This is a genomic window from Massilia phosphatilytica, from assembly GCF_977014125.1.
This window is the reverse complement of record NZ_CDRNIL010000123.1, coordinates 1-14,357: the sequence shown is the minus strand read 5'-3', so window position 1 is coordinate 14,357 and position 14,357 is coordinate 1. Positions and strand designations below refer to the sequence as shown.

General features: G+C 66.1%; 14 protein-coding genes and 5 pseudogenes. 9 read left to right on the top strand and 10 right to left on the bottom strand.

Annotated features, from left to right (window positions below):
* The 4 genes and pseudogenes from ACWNCF_RS04325 to ACWNCF_RS04310 all read right to left on the bottom strand — a co-directional run.
* Nucleotides 1-193 (bottom strand): annotated as a pseudogene (locus tag ACWNCF_RS04325) (tetratricopeptide repeat protein); the annotation flags it as partial.
* Nucleotides 194-201: 8 nt separating this feature from the next.
* Nucleotides 202-810 (bottom strand): toll/interleukin-1 receptor domain-containing protein, encoded by a 609-nt coding sequence (locus ACWNCF_RS04320; protein WP_449406154.1) that lies wholly within the window; start codon nucleotides 808-810, stop codon nucleotides 202-204.
* Nucleotides 811-1,189: 379 nt separating this feature from the next.
* Nucleotides 1,190-3,238: an ATP-dependent DNA helicase gene (locus ACWNCF_RS04315; protein WP_449406153.1), complete on the bottom strand. Its 2,049-nt coding sequence runs from the start codon at nucleotides 3,236-3,238 to the stop codon at nucleotides 1,190-1,192.
* A 35-nt stretch (nucleotides 3,239-3,273) separates the two neighbouring features.
* Entirely contained in the window at nucleotides 3,274-3,474 is a 201-nt protein-coding gene (locus tag ACWNCF_RS04310) for a YdcH family protein (protein WP_442121906.1), read from the bottom strand.
* Between the two features lie 179 nt (nucleotides 3,475-3,653).
* Here ACWNCF_RS04310 and ACWNCF_RS04305 point away from each other — a divergent pair, with 179 nt between their 5' ends.
* Entirely contained in the window at nucleotides 3,654-4,424 is a 771-nt protein-coding gene (locus ACWNCF_RS04305) for a PP2C family protein-serine/threonine phosphatase (protein ID WP_449406150.1), read from the top strand.
* A gap of 163 nt (nucleotides 4,425-4,587) precedes the next feature.
* Here ACWNCF_RS04305 and ACWNCF_RS04300 read toward each other — a convergent pair whose 3' ends face one another.
* The 5 genes and pseudogenes from ACWNCF_RS04300 to ACWNCF_RS04280 all read right to left on the bottom strand — a co-directional run.
* Nucleotides 4,588-5,265 (bottom strand): hypothetical protein, encoded by a 678-nt coding sequence (locus tag ACWNCF_RS04300; protein WP_449406149.1) that lies wholly within the window; start codon nucleotides 5,263-5,265, stop codon nucleotides 4,588-4,590.
* Between the two features lie 18 nt (nucleotides 5,266-5,283).
* Nucleotides 5,284-6,381 carry a cell division protein ZapE gene (zapE, locus tag ACWNCF_RS04295; RefSeq protein WP_449406148.1) on the bottom strand — a complete coding sequence of 366 codons (1,098 nt, stop codon included), beginning with the start codon at nucleotides 6,379-6,381 and terminating at the stop codon, nucleotides 5,284-5,286.
* A gap of 137 nt (nucleotides 6,382-6,518) precedes the next feature.
* A pseudogene (gene lpdA, locus ACWNCF_RS04290) lies at nucleotides 6,519-7,954 on the bottom strand (dihydrolipoyl dehydrogenase).
* Nucleotides 7,955-8,126: 172 nt separating this feature from the next.
* Nucleotides 8,127-8,460: pseudogene (locus tag ACWNCF_RS04285) on the bottom strand (PspC domain-containing protein); the annotation flags it as partial.
* A gap of 68 nt (nucleotides 8,461-8,528) precedes the next feature.
* Nucleotides 8,529-9,197, bottom strand: a pseudogene (locus ACWNCF_RS04280) (2-oxo acid dehydrogenase subunit E2); the annotation flags it as partial.
* 14 nt (nucleotides 9,198-9,211) lie between these two features.
* On the opposite strand from ACWNCF_RS04280, the gene ACWNCF_RS04275 reads away from it, so the two are divergent.
* The 7 genes and pseudogenes from ACWNCF_RS04275 to ACWNCF_RS04245 all read left to right on the top strand — a co-directional run bounded on the left by ACWNCF_RS04275 (nucleotide 9,212) and on the right by ACWNCF_RS04245 (nucleotide 13,343).
* Nucleotides 9,212-9,451 carry a 2-oxo acid dehydrogenase subunit E2 gene (locus tag ACWNCF_RS04275; RefSeq protein WP_449406152.1) on the top strand — a complete coding sequence of 80 codons (240 nt, stop codon included), beginning with the start codon at nucleotides 9,212-9,214 and terminating at the stop codon, nucleotides 9,449-9,451.
* Nucleotides 9,452-9,583: 132 nt separating this feature from the next.
* Complete coding sequence (locus ACWNCF_RS04270) at nucleotides 9,584-9,727, top strand: hypothetical protein (protein ID WP_449406147.1); 144 nt, start codon at nucleotides 9,584-9,586, stop codon at nucleotides 9,725-9,727.
* Nucleotides 9,728-10,298: 571 nt separating this feature from the next.
* A pseudogene (locus tag ACWNCF_RS04265) lies at nucleotides 10,299-11,634 on the top strand (FAD-dependent oxidoreductase).
* Between the two features lie 291 nt (nucleotides 11,635-11,925).
* Nucleotides 11,926-12,306 carry a hypothetical protein gene (locus tag ACWNCF_RS04260; RefSeq protein ID WP_449406151.1) on the top strand — a complete coding sequence of 127 codons (381 nt, stop codon included), beginning with the start codon at nucleotides 11,926-11,928 and terminating at the stop codon, nucleotides 12,304-12,306.
* Entirely contained in the window at nucleotides 12,306-12,578 is a 273-nt protein-coding gene (locus ACWNCF_RS04255; RefSeq protein WP_449406146.1) for a hypothetical protein, read from the top strand. The genes ACWNCF_RS04260 and ACWNCF_RS04255 overlap by 1 nt, the downstream gene beginning before the upstream one ends.
* A 19-nt stretch (nucleotides 12,579-12,597) precedes the next feature.
* A complete protein-coding gene (locus tag ACWNCF_RS04250; RefSeq protein ID WP_449406145.1) occupies nucleotides 12,598-12,813 on the top strand; it encodes a hypothetical protein in 216 nt (71 codons plus the stop codon).
* 95 nt (nucleotides 12,814-12,908) lie between these two features.
* The gene (locus tag ACWNCF_RS04245; protein ID WP_449406144.1) at nucleotides 12,909-13,343 is read left to right on the top strand and encodes a hypothetical protein; all 435 of its coding nucleotides are present in this window, start codon (nucleotides 12,909-12,911) and stop codon (nucleotides 13,341-13,343) included.
* A gap of 239 nt (nucleotides 13,344-13,582) precedes the next feature.
* Here the strand turns inward: ACWNCF_RS04245 and ACWNCF_RS04240 are convergent, their stop codons facing one another.
* Nucleotides 13,583-13,975: a hypothetical protein gene (locus ACWNCF_RS04240; RefSeq protein WP_449406143.1), complete on the bottom strand. Its 393-nt coding sequence runs from the start codon at nucleotides 13,973-13,975 to the stop codon at nucleotides 13,583-13,585.
* Between ACWNCF_RS04240 and ACWNCF_RS04235 the strand changes: the two genes are divergently transcribed.
* Nucleotides 13,974-14,243: a hypothetical protein gene (locus tag ACWNCF_RS04235; protein WP_449406142.1), complete on the top strand. Its 270-nt coding sequence runs from the start codon at nucleotides 13,974-13,976 to the stop codon at nucleotides 14,241-14,243. The two genes, ACWNCF_RS04240 and ACWNCF_RS04235, sit on opposite strands and share 2 nt — an antisense overlap.
* The last annotated feature ends 114 nt before the right edge of the window (nucleotides 14,244-14,357 follow it).

Genomic DNA, 14,357 nt, shown 5'->3' with positions numbered 1-14,357 from the left:
AGCGGCGGAGGCCTGGCGCTTCCAGGTCCCAGTCGATCATCAGTACCGGTGTCTTCGCATGCGCGCGCCCGGCCAGCAGCCAGGCGGCATGGGCCAGCGCGAGGCTGCGCACGGGTGCGCTGTCGTAGGAGTAGAACGTCGTCACCTCGCCGGCCTGCCCGGCCGGTACTGCGGTGATGCGGTTGGTTTCCATAAGGCTCCTCATTTTTTGGGGAAGGTTGGATCCGGTAACTCACGCCATGCGGGTGGGACAGCGGGAAGTACGAATTGGTTGCAGTCATGCGCCGGCGGCGTGGTCTTTTTCTGGTACTGGTAATGGGTAACGATGCGCCGGACCATCTTGTCGATGTCCGGCAGGAAATCTGGATTCGATTTGAGATCGGCCGTGGCCATCGTGAAGCGCGAGAAATCGACGTAGAACGTGGATTCGCTGATCTGCGGCGGCAGCCGGTCGGGGTGCTGCGTCATGATGACGGGAATGATCAGCTGGCTCGGCAGCGTGTACCACGTGCTGCGCTCGGCCTCGATCAGCCGCATGGCGGCGTACTCGCGGCGCGTGTAGGCGTGGGCTTCGTATTTGGGCGTGTAGATCAGCACCATGCACGCGCTTTCGCACAGCGCGTGGGCGATCTTACGGTCGAGGTCGTCGCCACCGCCCAGTTGTTCGGTGTCGACGAACAGTTCGTCTTCGTTGTCGAAATACGGTTCGAGGTAACAGCGCAGTGCATCGGCCAGCGTGGCCTTGAAGCGCTGCATCAGCTCATGCCGCCCATGGGCATAGCTGAAAAAGCAGCCATAACGAATCGCCATTGCTCCCCCTTGTAGGTCTGCCACCGGCCGGGCCTAGGAGACTCTAAACAAGTCACCCATCCTGCATGTTGTGGGAGCACAAGCGGAGGGCGCGGGGGCGCCCGGCGTACCGGCAGGCGGGCGGAAAGGTGGCGTGTGACAGAGCGGAGCGGAGGGGTCAGAGCCCGGTGTTGCTTTAAAAACGGCTCTGACCCCGGTTCCCAGAGGTAGCGCGTCACGAAGCCGTAAAAAGGGCTCTGACCCCGGTTCCCAGAGGTAGCGCGTCACGAAGCCGTAAAAGGGCTCTGACCCCGGTTCTCAGAGGTAGCGTGTCACGAAGCCGTAAAAGGGCTCTGCCCCGGTTCTCGGAGGTAGGGTGGGCACCCCGTGCCCACGCGCATCATTCCGGTTCCGGCTTCGGTTGCTTGAAGAAGTCGATGACCTCCGCCTGCACCCGCGTGCGGCGGAACGGCGGAAGACTCTGCCAGATGCGGCGGCCGTAGGGCTTGCTGATCACGCGCGGGTCGCACAGCATCAGCACGCCGCGGTCCTCGACGTCGCGGATCAGGCGGCCGGCGCCCTGCTTGAGGTTGATGATGGCTTCCGGCAACGTGTGATGCACGAAGCCGTTCATGCCCTTCTTTTCCATCACTTCGATGCGGGCGGCCAGCACCGGATCGTCGGGCGGTGCGAACGGCAGCTTGTCGATGATGACGAGCGACAGCGCCTCGCCGCGCACGTCGACGCCTTCCCAGAAACTCTGGCTGCCCACGAGCACGGCATTGCCGGCGTTGCGGAACGAATCCAGCAGTTCCGTGCGGCCCCGTTCGCCCTGCACGAACAGGGGGAAGTCCAGGCCGCGCGCGGCAAAATCGGCGCGCAGGCGCTCGGCGACGCGGTTGACGGCGCGCAGCGTCGTGCACAGGAAGAAGCAGCGGCCGCCGGCGGCCTCGATCACGGGCAGCGCCATGTCGACGACGGCGTCGGTGTAGCCGAAGGTGTTCGGTTCAGGCAGCCCGGTCGGCACGTACAGGATACCCTGCTCCTGGTAGTTGAACGGGCTGGGCCAGCTCTGCGCCGGTTCGCCCGTCATGCCGAGCTGCGCCGAGAAATGCTTGAAGTCGTTTTTTACCGCCAGGGTCGCGGAGGTAAAAATCCAGCTGCGCGGCGTGCCGGCGCGCTGGCCGGCAAAGATCGGCGCGATCGACAGCGGCGTCTTGTGCAGTTGCAGCGCCGACGAGAACGCCTCGACCCACAGCACGGCCTCGTCGCCCTCCACTTCCTTGCCCTTCTTCGGATCGGACTTCCACGCCTTGTACTGCTCGAGGATCTCGACGGCGCGCACACGGCATTGTTCGATCGTCTCGGCGCGCTCGGCCTGGGCTTCGAGCACGTCGATCATGCCTTCCAGCTCTTCCTTCAGTTTTTCCAGCGCCGGGAAGAATTCCGAGCTGGGCGGAATCTGCGGCAGCGACAGGCGCGTGCTGCCCTCGGGAAACGTGAGGCGCAGGTCGCGCGCGGCCTTTTCGACGACGGTCACGACCTTGGCCCAGTCGACCCCGCCGCGCGCATGCGCGAGGCCTTCTGCCAGCACGTCGCGGCACAGTTCGAGCACCTGGCCCGTGGAGATGGTCGTGCCGAAGAACAGGGTCGCCACTTCCGGCAACTGGTGCGCCTCGTCGAAGATGATCGTGTTGGCCGAGGGCAGCAGTTCGGCCATGCCGCCTTCCTTCAGCGCCACGTCGGCGAAGAACAGGTGGTGGTTGACGACGACGACGTCGGCCTGCTGCGCTTCGCGGCGCGCCTTCATCACGAAGCAGTCCTGGTAGTACTGGCACTCCTGGCCCACGCAGTTCTCGCGCGTGGACGTGACGAGGTTCCACACGGACGCCGTTTCCGGGACCTTGGTCAGCTCGGCCTTGTCGCCCGACTGGCTCATCTTGATGAAGCGCGAGATTTCGCGCAGGTGGCCGACGTCGTCGCGCGACGTCAGGCGCCCGTTCGAGAGCGTGCGTTCCAGGTGGTAGTGGCAGATGTAGTTCGAGCGGCCTTTCAGCAGCGCCACCGAGACCGGCGCGCGCAGCGCGGCGCGCACGGTCGGGATATCGCGCGAAAACAACTGGTCCTGCAGGTTCTTGGTGCCGGTCGAAACGATCGTCTTGCCGCCCCACAGCAGCGCCGGGACGAGGTAGGCGAACGTCTTGCCCGTGCCCGTGCCGGCCTCGGCGATCAGCGTGCCCTGCGCACCGATCGCGTGCGCGATCGCCTTCGCCATCTCGGTCTGCGACTGGCGCGGCTTGAACGTGCCGACGGCGGGCGCGAGCGGGCCGCCCGCACCGAAGATGCGGTCGACTTCGGCGTCGTACTTACCGGTGGGTTCGGGGGTCGCCGGCGCAGCGTCGTGGTCGGGGCCGGCGTCGGCGCCAGGCAGGGGAAGATGATCGGTCAAGGTGGACGGCTTTAAACGGAACACTTACGCCGGAGTCAGGCGGGAACGTCGGGCACCAACTGCATTTTCAGCAGTGTGATGTGATCCTTCAACTGCAGCTTGCGCTTCTTCAGACGACGCAGCTGCAACTGATCGGAGTGGCCGTCGCGGGTCAGCATGTCGATGACGGCGTCGAGGTCGCGATGTTCCACGTCGAGTTCGATGATACGGCGGTGGATCTCCTGGACGTCGATCATGTTAGGCATTTCCGAACTTTAAGCGTAAAGGGGTGGGAAGGCGCATGCCCGCTGGCTCGGGGCGGCGCTATCTACTATCGTTACGGCTTGCAACTCCAGTGCAAACCGGTGCATAGTTTAAACTACACCGCCGTTGCCGCCAACAAAGTCCGGCATCACGGCATCGGAAAGCCACGTTTATGACCTCATACAAGCTAGAAGCGGGAACCGCGCAGCACATCGGTAACCGCCCGCAACAGAACGACCGGGTCGCGCTCATGACCGGCGCCCGCGCGCCCGGCTACGTGCTGGCGGTGTTGTCCGACGGCGTCGCCGGCGCGGCCGGCGCGGACCAGGTCATGCACACCGCCAAGCAGGTGTTCGACGAATTCAAGCCGGGCGACCGGCCCACCGTGGAGCGCCTGCAGCAACTGCTGCGCGACATCGTGCAGGAAACCCACCTCGTCATCAACATGAACGCGGTCACGACCCAGGTCCAGGCCCCCGCCAGCTTCGTCGGCCTCGTGCTCACGCCGCACGGCAACGCCGTCTGGACGCATGTGGGCGATTCGCGCCTGTATTACTTTCACGAAGGCAAGTGCTTGGCACGTACGAACGACGCGGCCTACATCGAGCACCTCGTGTCGACCGACCGCGTCCCGCCCGAGGCGGCGAAGAACCACCGCAAGTCCAAGCTGCTGCTGAACTTGCTGGGCAATAATCGCAAGGAGCCGTTCATGGCATTCGGCGAACGCAGCGGCCTGGCGGCGGGCGATACCTTCCTGCTGTGCTCGGATGGCCTGTGGCATTTCTTCACGGATGCCGAACTGGGCGGTGCGCTGGCCAAGGCCAGTCCGCGCCAGGCATCCGAAATGCTGATCAACAAGGCGGGCGAGCGTTCCCACGGCAAGGGCGGGAACTGCAGCATGGCGATCGTCAAGCTGGTCAAGCCGGTGCTGGATCGGCCCTGATCGACGGATCGGCCGGTACGTATCGCCGCGTGGGCGGGGCCGGCGGTACCGGATCGGCCGTAGGGTGGGCGGCCTCCGCCCACGCGTGACGCGAACGACCCGCATACGTCACGTGTGACGCCATCAACCCGCATACGTCACGCGTGGGCACGGGGTGCCCACCCTACTTCGCCTCCTTGGCTTCCTTCGCGGCCTTCGCGGCCCGCTCCGCCTTGCGCTGGGCGACCTTGCGCTGGCGTTCCGCCGATTCGGCCTGGCGCGCTTCGAATTCGCGCACGTTCTGCGCACGCTTGCCGGCATCGGCCGCTTCGGCCTGGCGCGCGGCGCGCAGGTGGGCGTCGCGCTCGGCCACGCGTCCCGGCACCGTCGACTGGCGCGGCGGCGGCACCGGCGCCGCCGCCGGCGCGGGCGCCGCGGGTTCGGCGGCCAGGCGCGCTTCCTGTTCCTGGAAGCGGCGCTCCGCTTCGGCCAGGTTGCGGTCGCGCTCGACGACGACGGCCTCGCGCTTGAAGCGGTCGGCCTGCACTTCGATCGCGCGCTGGGCCGCGAGGGCGCTGCGGCGGCGTTCCTTGGCCTCGTCGAGGCAGCTGTTCACGAAAAACTTGTCGTAGCAAGCGCGCTCGCGCTCGGCGAAACGGGCCTCGATCGCGGCACGCTCGCGCGCCACCGCGGCCAGTTGCTGGTCGGCCTGGGCAACGGAGGTCACGGGCGGCGGCGGCACCTCGCGCGGCACCACGTCCGGGCTCGCGCAGGCCGCCAGCAACACGGCGGACAGCGCGGCGGACAGCGCGGCGGCGAGCGCGCGCGGGCTGCGGGTGTCTGTTACGAAATCAGCTTTCATTCGGTTCCTTTGATCGTGTCAGGCCAGCGCATCCGCCGCGCCACGGCGCTCGGCCAGCATGTATTCGCGCGACTGCATCTCAATGATACGCGACACGGTGCGGTGGAACTCGTTCGACATCGCGCCCTCCGTGTACAGCCGCTCGGGCTCGACCTCGGCCGACATGATCAGCTTGATCTTGTGGTCGTAGAACACGTCGATCAGCCACGTGAAGCGACGCGCCTCGGACGACATCGCGGCCGACATGCGCGGCACGCCGGACAGGATCACGGTGTGGAACTGGCTCGATAATTCGAGGTAGTCGTTCTGCGAGCGCGGACCGCCGCACAGGGTCGCGAAGTCGAACCAGATCACGCCGCCGGCGCGCCGCAGCGCCCGTATCTCGCGCTGCTCGATGTGCACGCGCGGGTCTTCGTCGGCGGTGTCGGCGACCTTCGCATAGGTCTCGCGCAACGCGTGGTCGGCGCTCGCGCCCAGCGGCGTGTAATAGGCCTGCACCTGTTCCAGCGCGCGGTGGCGGTAGTCGATGCCGGCGTCGACATTCATCACGTCCAGCTTGTCCTTGAGCAGCGCGATCGTCGGCAGCATGCGGTCGCGGTGCAGGCCGTCCGGGTACAGCTTGTCCGGATCGTAGTTCGACGTCATCACGAACGACACGCCGTGGGAGAACAGCGCGGACAGCAGGTTGTACATGATCATCGCGTCGGCGACGTCGCTGACGTGGAATTCGTCGAAGCAGATCAGCCGGTATTTCTTGGCGATGCGGCGCGCGACTTCGAGCAGCGGGTCTTCCATGCCCCGGAGCTCATCGAGCTGGCGGTGCACGGCGCGCATGAATTCGTGGAAGTGCAGGCGCGTCTTGCGCACGACCGGCACGACCGAGTAGAAGCTGTCCATGAGGAAGGACTTGCCGCGCCCCACCCCGCCCCACATGTAGACGCCTTGCGGGACGTCGGGACGGTTGATCAGGCGCTTGAACGCGGACGAGCGCTGCGACTTGTACCCGACCCAGTCGTCGTAGGCTGCCTGCAGGCGGTCGACGGCGCGCTGCTGCGCGGGATCGGACTTGAATCCGCGCTCGGTCAGCGCGTGCTGGTAGTACTCTTGGACGTTCATGGAAAGCTTCGTTTAACGTGGACCCGATTCGGCCCGTAAAAACGTAGGGTGGGCACCCCGTGCCCACGCGGACGCCGACAATGTGCATGCGTCACGCGTGGGCACAAGGGTGCCCACCCTACGGGCCGAGCCGGCTTTTAGAAGTTCAGCGAACGCTTGTCGACGGCGAGCGCGGCTTCCTTGGTCGCTTCGGACAGCGACGGGTGGGCGTGGCAGATGCGGGCGATGTCTTCCGACGAGGCGCGGAATTCCATCGCGACGACGGCTTCCGAGATCAGCTCCGACGCGACCGGGCCCACGATGTGGACGCCCAGGATTTCGTCGGTCGTCGCGTCGGCCAGGAATTTCACCATGCCCGACGTGTCGCCCAGCGCGCGCGCGCGGCCGTTGGCCATGAACGGGAACGTGCCGGCCTTATAGGCGACGCCTTCCTTCTTGAGCTGCTGCTCGGTCTTGCCGACCCACGCGATTTCCGGCGAGGTGTAGATGACCCACGGGATCGTGTTGAAGTTGACGTGGCCATGCTGGCCGGCGATGCGCTCGGCGACCGCGACGCCCTCTTCTTCCGCCTTGTGCGCCAGCATCGGGCCGCGCACGACGTCGCCCACGGCCCAGATGCCCGGGACGCTGGTGCGGCATTCGTCGTCGACGGCGACGAAGCCGCGCTCGTCCAACTGCACGCCGACGGTCTCGATGCCGAGGCCGTTGGTGTTCGGCACGCGGCCGATCGAGACGATCAGGCGGTCGAACGTTTCGCTCTTCGCCGCCCCCGACGCGTCGGCGTATTCCACGGTGACGTTATCGGCGCCCTTGGTGACGCTGTTGATCTTCACGCCCAGCTGGATGTCCAGGCCCTGCTTGGTGAACAGCTTGTGCGCTTCCTTGGCGATCTGCTCGTCGACCGCGCCCAGGAACGTCGGCAGGCCTTCCAGCACGGTGACCTTGGCGCCCAGGCGGCGCCACACAGGAGCCCATCTCCAGGCCGATGACGCCGGCGCCGATCACGCCCAGCTTGGCCGGGACGGCGTCGACGGTCAGCGCGCCGGTGTTCGACAGGATGATTTTTTCGTCGAAGGCTGCGCCCGGCAGTTCGCGCGCATTGGAGCCGGTGGCGATGATCACGTTCTTCGCGCTGAGCGAATCGGTGGTCGTGCCCGAGACGTTGACCGTGTACCCTTCGCCAGCCTTGCCGGCGAGCGTGCCGCGGCCGTGGAAGAAGGTGACCTTGTTCTTCTTGAACAGGTACACGATGCCGTCGTTGTTGGCCTTGACGACGCCATCCTTACGCTTGAGCATCTGGCCCAGGTTCAGCGAGAGGCCGGCGACGTCGATGCCGTGCTCGGCGAACGCGTGGCCGGCGTGCTCGAAGTGTTCCGACGATTGCAGCAGCGCCTTCGACGGGATGCAGCCGACGTTGGTGCAGGTGCCACCCAGTGCCGGGCCGCCCTTGGCGTTCTGCCATTCGTCGATGCAGGCGGTCTTGAAGCCCAGGCTGCGCGGCGCGGATCGCGGCAATGTAGCCGCCGGGGCCGCCGCCGATCACGACGACGTCGAATTGTTTTTCAGTGCTCATCTAACGTTTTCCTTTTTTGTCCCCAACCACGTCACCCCCGCGAAGGCGGGGGCCCAATTTTTGCCGAGCGAAGCCACAACCGCGTGCGGCTCCGATCACTGAACTTGGGTTCCCGCCTGCGCGGGAACGACGTTGATTTGGGTTTCGTATTCGTTCTTCGCCCGAAGACTCGCTCTTCGGGTACGAAAATCCACAACAACAGGTAAATCACGATCCCGAACCCGAACGTGATGGTGAACAGCGTGAACACGAGCCGCCACACCCACGCGTCGACGCCCGACACGCGGGCGAGGCCGCCGCAGACACCGCCCAGCCAGCGGTCGGTGCGCGAGCGGCGCAAGGTGTTCAGCTCGGCCGCGAAGGTGCCGTCGGCACTCGCGGTCTTGTTCAGGTTCACCCGTCGACGACGACAACACCTTCGCCTTCGCCTGTTCGAATTCGGCGTCGGTGAGGGCGCCGGCCTGGTGCAGCTCGTGCAGACGCTTGATTTCATCGGAGATCATGATCGTTCCCTCCCATCAGACTACGCACGAGCGCGCCGGGCGGCGCGCCCATCCCTCAGCAACTCGCGTGATTACAGGTCGAGCAGCAGGCGCGCCGGATCTTCCAGCGCATCCTTCATCGCGACCAGGCCCAGGACGGCTTCGCGGCCGTCGATGATGCGGTGGTCGTACGACATCGCCAGGTAGTTCATCGGACGGATCACGATCTGGCCGTTCTCGACGACGGCGCGGTCCTTGGTCGCGTGCACGCCCAGGATCGCCGACTGCGGCGGGTTGATGATCGGGGTCGACAGCATCGAGCCGAACACGCCGCCGTTCGAGATCGAGAACGTACCGCCCGTCAGGTCTTCCAGCGTCAGCTTGCCGTCCTTGGCTTTCTGGCCGAATTCGCCGATCTTCTTCTCGATGTCGGCGATCGACATCTGGTCGGCGTTGCGCAGGATCGGCACGACGAGGCCGCGCGGCGAACCGACCGCGATGCCGATGTCGAAGTAGCCGTGATAGATGATGTCGTTACCGTCGACCGACGCGTTCAGGATCGGGTACTTCTTCAGCGCGGCGACGGCGGCCTTGACGAAGAACGACATGAAGCCCAGCTTGACGCCGTGTTCCTTCTCGAACTTGTCCTTGTACTTGTTGCGCATTTCCATGACCGGGGCCGTGTTGACTTCGTTGAACGTCGTCAGGATGGCGTTGGTCATGGAAATGCGCAGACGAGCACAAGGACAAGTTCGAGAAGGAACACGGCGTCGAGCTGGGCTTCAGTTCGTCGAGGCCGCCGTCGGCCGCGGAGTACCCGATCCTGAACTCGTCGGTCAACGGTAACGACATCATGTATCACGGCTACTTCGACATCGGCATCAGCAGTGCGGGTTCGCCGCGCGGCCTCGTCGTGCCGAACCTGCGCAACGCCGACCAGATGTCGACCGCGACATCGAGAAGAAGATCAGCTCAGCAGAAAGCCAAGGACGGCAAGCTGACGCTGGAAGCCTGACGGCATCTGATTCGAACGGCGGCGGCGTGTTGGCTCGATGCTGTCGACCCCGGTCGTCCGACCCGCCGCAGTCGGCGATCCTGGGCCGCTGTGCGCGCGACCAGAGGACCGCGCCGTCGGTCGAGAACAGCCATGATCGTCATCCGCTCCGATGAACTACCTGGCGATGTCGACTGCGACCAGCCGGCATCGACGGCCGCGACGGCCCGCGGGCCGTCGAGTCGCTGGAAGATCCGGCGCGCCTGCTGCTCGACCTGTAATCACGCGAGTTGCTGAGGGATGGGCGCGCCGCCCGGCGCGCTCAAGTCCGTAGTCTGGTCGGGAGGGAACGATCATGATCTCCGATGACAATCGAACGTGCTGCACGAGACTGCACCAGGGCCGGCGCGCCTGCACCGACGCCGAATTCGAAGGCGAAGGTGTGTCGTCATGACGTCGTCTCGAGCAACCGAGCGCGAGTGCCGACGGCACCTTCGCGGCCGAGCTGAACACCTTGCGCCGCTCGCGCACCCGACGGCAGCCGGCTGGGCGGCGATCTGCCGCGGCCTCGCCCGCGTGTCGGGCGTCGACGCGTGGTGTGGCGGCTCGTGTTCGCGCTCTACGCATCACGTTGCGGGTTCGGGATCGTCGATTTACCTGTTGCTGTGGATTTTCGTCTACCCCGAAGAGTCAGTCTTCGGGCGAAGAACGAATACGAAACCCGAATCAAGCGTCGTTCCCGCGCAGGCAGAGAACCGAGTTTGGTGACGTCGGAGCCGCGCGCGCCGTGGCTTCGGCTCCGGCAAAAATTGGCCCCGCCTTCGCGGGGTGACGTGGTTGGCGGGGACAAACAGTTGGGATCGAGCACCTGAAAAACAATTCCGACAGTCGTCACGGCGGCGGCCCGGCGGGCTACGTTGCCGCGATCCCGCGCCGCGCAGCCTGCAGCTGACGAATGGCAGAACGCCAAGGGCGGCCCGGCAGCTGGGTGGCACCTGCACCAACGTCGGCTGCGTCCCGTCGAAGGCGCTGCTGCAATCGTCGGAACGCTTCGAGCACGCCCGGCCGCGCGTTCGCCGACCGCATCGGCCGCCGGCCTCGCCGGCTGAACCTCGGCCGAATCTCAAGCGTAAGGATGGCGTCGTCAAGGCCAACAACGACGGCAGTCGTGTACCTGTTCAAGAAGAACAAGGGTCACCTTCTTCCACGGCCGGCACGCTCGCCGCAAGGCTGGCGAAGGGCTACACGGGTCGACGTCTCGGGCACGACCACCGATTCGCTCAGCGCAAAGAACGTGATCATCGCCACCGGCTCCAAATGCGCGCGAACTGCCCGGCGCCAGCCTTCGACGAAAAGATCGTCCTGCGAACGCCGGCGCGCTGACCGTCGACGCCCCGTCCCGCCAGAGCTGGGCGGGATCGCGCGCGCTCATCGCGCCTCGAGATGGGCTCCGTGTGGCGCCGCCTGGGCGCCAAGGTCACCTATGGAAGACCTGCCGACCTGGGCGCGGTCGACGAGCAGAATCGCCAAGGAAGCGCACAAGCTGTTGGCCAAGCAGGGCCTGGACGTGAGCTGGGGCGTGAAGATCAACAGCGTCACCAAGGGCGCCGATAACGTCACCGTGGAATACGCCGAACACGTCGGGGGCTGCGAAGAGCGAAACGTTCCGACCGCCTGATCGTCTCGATCGGCCGCGTGCCGAACACCAACAGCCTCGGCATCGACTCGTCGGCGTGCATCGTCCAGTCGACGACAATGCCGCACCAGCGTCCGGCGTGTCGGCCGTGGGCGACGATGCTGGCGCACAAGGCAGAGAGGCGTCGCGGTCGCCGAGCGCATCGCCACATGGCCACGTCAACTTCAACACGATCCCGTGGGTCATCTACACCTCGCCCGGAGGTTGGCAAGACCGAGCAGCAGCTCAAGGAAGGCGTCGCCTATAAGGCCGGCACGCTCCGTTCCGGCCAACGGCCGCGCGCGCGCGCTGGGCGACACGTCGGGCATGGTGAAATTCCTGGCCGACGCGAAGAACCGACGAAATCCTGGGCGTCCACATCGTGGGCCCGGTCCACATCGAGCTGATCTCGGAAGCCGTCGTCGCGATGGAATTCCGCGCCTCGTCGGAAGACATCCCCGCATCTGCCACGCCCACCCGTCGCTGTCCGAAAGCAACCAAGGAAGCCGCGCTCACACGTTTTCGCTGAACTTCTAAAAGCCGGCTGCGCCCGTGGGTGGGCACCCTTGTGCCCACGCGTGGTTCGTACACATATGCAGGCGTCCGCGTGGCCACGGGGTGCCCAGCCCCTACGTTTACGGGCCGTCGGGTCCACATTTGATCATGAACGCTCAAGAGTACTACCAGCACGCGCTGAGCCGAGCGCGGATTCGAGTCCGATCCGCGCAGCGGCGCCGGGCCGTCGACCGCCTGCAGGCAGCCTACGACGACTCGGGGTCAGGTACAAGTCGCAGCGCACTACCGTGCCGCGTTCAAGCGCCTGGATCAACCGTCCCGACCGCAAGGCGTATGTGGGGCGGGGTGGGGCGCGGGCGAGTCCTTCCTCATGGACGGCTCTTCGGTCGTGCCGGTCGTGCGCAAGACGCACCTGCACTTTCACGAATTCATGCGCGCCGTGCACCGCCACCTCGATGAGCTCCAGACTCCGCTGCTCGAAGTGGCGCGCCGCCATCGCCAAGATCCAGCTGATCTGCTTCGACGAATTCCACGGTCAGCGATCACCGAACGCGACAACCTGCTGCCGCGCACTGTCTCCGGCGCGCGTGTCGCTCGTGGTGGCGTCGAACTACGATCCGACAACTGTACGCACAGCGACCGCATGCTGCCGACATCGCGCTGCTCAAGGACAAGCTGGACGTGATGAATGTCGACGCCGGCATCGACTACCGCCACCGCGCGTGCGAACAGGTGCAGGCCTATTACACGCCGCTGGGCGCGAGCGCCGACCACGCGTTGCGCGAGACCTGGAGAAGGTCGCCGACACCGCGACGAAGACCCGCGCCGTGCGCATCGAGCAGCGCGAGGTGGCGCTGCGGCGCGCCGGCAGGTGATCTGGTTCGACTTCGCGACCCTGTGCGGCGGTCCGCGCTCGCAGACGACTACCTCGAATTATCGACCAGTTCCACACCGTGATCCTGTCCGCGGTCCGCGCATGTCCAGCCGCGAATGTCGGTCCGAGGCGCGTCGCTTCACGTGGCTGATCGACGTGTTCTACGACCACAAGATCAAGCTGATTCGGCAAGATCAAGCAGCTGCTGCACGGAGGGCGCGATGTCGACGGAGTTCCACCGCACCGTGTCGTATCGTCAGATGCAGTCGCGCAAATACATGCTGGCCGAGCGCCGTGGCGGGGAGTACGCTGGCCTGACACGATCAAAGGAACCGAATGAAACCAGATTTCGTAACAGACACCCGCAGCCCGGCTCGCGGCCGCGGTGTCCGCCGCGCAGCTGCTCTGCCGCCGTGTTGTCGCGGGCGGCCTGCGCGTGGTGTGCGCGCGAGGGTGCAGCCGCCGCCCGTGAGACGGCCGACCGGCAACTGGCCGCGGTGGCGCGCGAGCGTGCCGCAGTTTCCGAGACGCAACACGTGCTACGACAAGTTTTTCGTGAACAGCTCCTCGAGCGAGGCCAACGCCCGCCGCAGCGCCCTCGCAGCCACGCCGGCGATGCAAGGCCGTCGTCGTCGAGCGCGACCGCGAGACCTGGCCGAAGCGGAGCGCCGCTTCCAGGAACAGGAAGCGCGCCTGGCCGCCCGAACCCGCAGCACCGCGCCGGCGGCGGCGCCGGTGCCGCCGCGGTGCCGACGGTGCCGGGACGCGTGGCCGAGCGCGACGCCCACCTGCGCGCCGCGCGCCAGGCCGAAGTGCGGGCAAGCATACCGCGGAGCCCGTACAGCTGAAGCACGGCCAGGCCGAATCAGCGGAATTTGAGGTCACCCAGCGCAAGGCGGACGGGCCGCGAAGGCCGCGAAGCCGAGGAGGCGAAGGTAGGGGTCGGCGCGCCCGTCCACGCGTGACGTATGCGGGTTGATCACGTCACACGTGACGTGGGTCGTTCGCGTCACGCGTGGGCGGAGGCCGCCCAGCCTGCGCCGATCCGGTACCGCCGGCCCGCCGCGGCGATACGTACCGCGATCCGTCAAGTGGGCCGATCCAGCACCGGCTTGACCAGCTTGACGATCGCCTGCGGTTCCCGCCCTTGCCGTGGGAACGCTCGCCCGCCTTGTTGATCAGCATTTGTCGGATGCCTGGCGCGGACTGGCCTTGGCCAGCGCCACCGCCAGTTCGCATCGGAAGAAATGCCACAGGCCATCCGAGCACAGCCATCGCCCGCCGCCAGGCCGCTGCGTTCGCCGAATGCCATGAACGGCTGCTTCGATTGCCCACAGAGCGGCTTGACTTGCGGTGGTTTTTCGCCGCCTCGGGCGGGACGCGGTCGGTCGAACACGAGGTGCTCGATGTAGGCCGCATCCTCGGTACATTGCCGAGCACTTGCCTTCGTGAAACTGATGCGGGCGCGAATCGCCGGCATGCGTCCAGACGGCGCCGCCGTGCGGCGTGGCGACGAGGCCGACAAAGCTGGCGGGGGCTCGGACCTGGGTCGTGACCGCGTTCATGTTGATGACGAGGTGGGTTTTCCTGCACGATGTGCGCAGCAGTTGCTGCACGGTGGGCCGGTCGCCCGTAATTCGTCGAACACCTGCTTGGGCTGTATGACCTGGTCCGCGCCGGCCGCGCCGGCCGTTCCATCAGGACAACGCGCCCAGCACGTAGCCGGGCGCGCGGGCACCGGGGCATGAGCGCGACCCGGTCGTTCTGTTGCGGCAGTTCTTCGATGTGCGCGGTTCCGCTTCTCCTTCTATGAGGTGCTGGATAGATCCAACTAACTCCTCCGTTTTAACTTTAGCGATGAT

What these genes read in the sequence shown, in the direction of transcription:
- ACWNCF_RS04320 (WP_449406154.1), bottom strand. Translation starts at nt 810, where the DNA reads ATGGCGATTCGTTATGGCTGCTTTTTCAGCTATGCCCATGGGCGGCAT.
- ACWNCF_RS04310 (WP_442121906.1), bottom strand. Translation starts at nt 3,474, where the DNA reads ATGATCGACGTCCAGGAGATCCACCGCCGTATCATCGAACTCGACGTG.
- ACWNCF_RS04305 (WP_449406150.1), top strand. Translation starts at nt 3,654, where the DNA reads ATGACCTCATACAAGCTAGAAGCGGGAACCGCGCAGCACATCGGTAAC.
- ACWNCF_RS04300 (WP_449406149.1), bottom strand. Translation starts at nt 5,265, where the DNA reads ATGAAAGCTGATTTCGTAACAGACACCCGCAGCCCGCGCGCGCTCGCC.
- zapE (WP_449406148.1), bottom strand. Translation starts at nt 6,381, where the DNA reads ATGAACGTCCAAGAGTACTACCAGCACGCGCTGACCGAGCGCGGATTC.
- ACWNCF_RS04270 (WP_449406147.1), top strand. Translation starts at nt 9,584, where the DNA reads ATGATCGTCATCCGCTCCGATGAACTACCTGGCGATGTCGACTGCGAC.
- ACWNCF_RS04255 (WP_449406146.1), top strand. Translation starts at nt 12,306, where the DNA reads ATGAATGTCGACGCCGGCATCGACTACCGCCACCGCGCGTGCGAACAG.
- ACWNCF_RS04250 (WP_449406145.1), top strand. Translation starts at nt 12,598, where the DNA reads ATGTCCAGCCGCGAATGTCGGTCCGAGGCGCGTCGCTTCACGTGGCTG.
- ACWNCF_RS04235 (WP_449406142.1), top strand. Translation starts at nt 13,974, where the DNA reads ATGCGTCCAGACGGCGCCGCCGTGCGGCGTGGCGACGAGGCCGACAAA.
- ACWNCF_RS04240 (WP_449406143.1), bottom strand. Translation starts at nt 13,975, where the DNA reads ATGCCGGCGATTCGCGCCCGCATCAGTTTCACGAAGGCAAGTGCTCGG.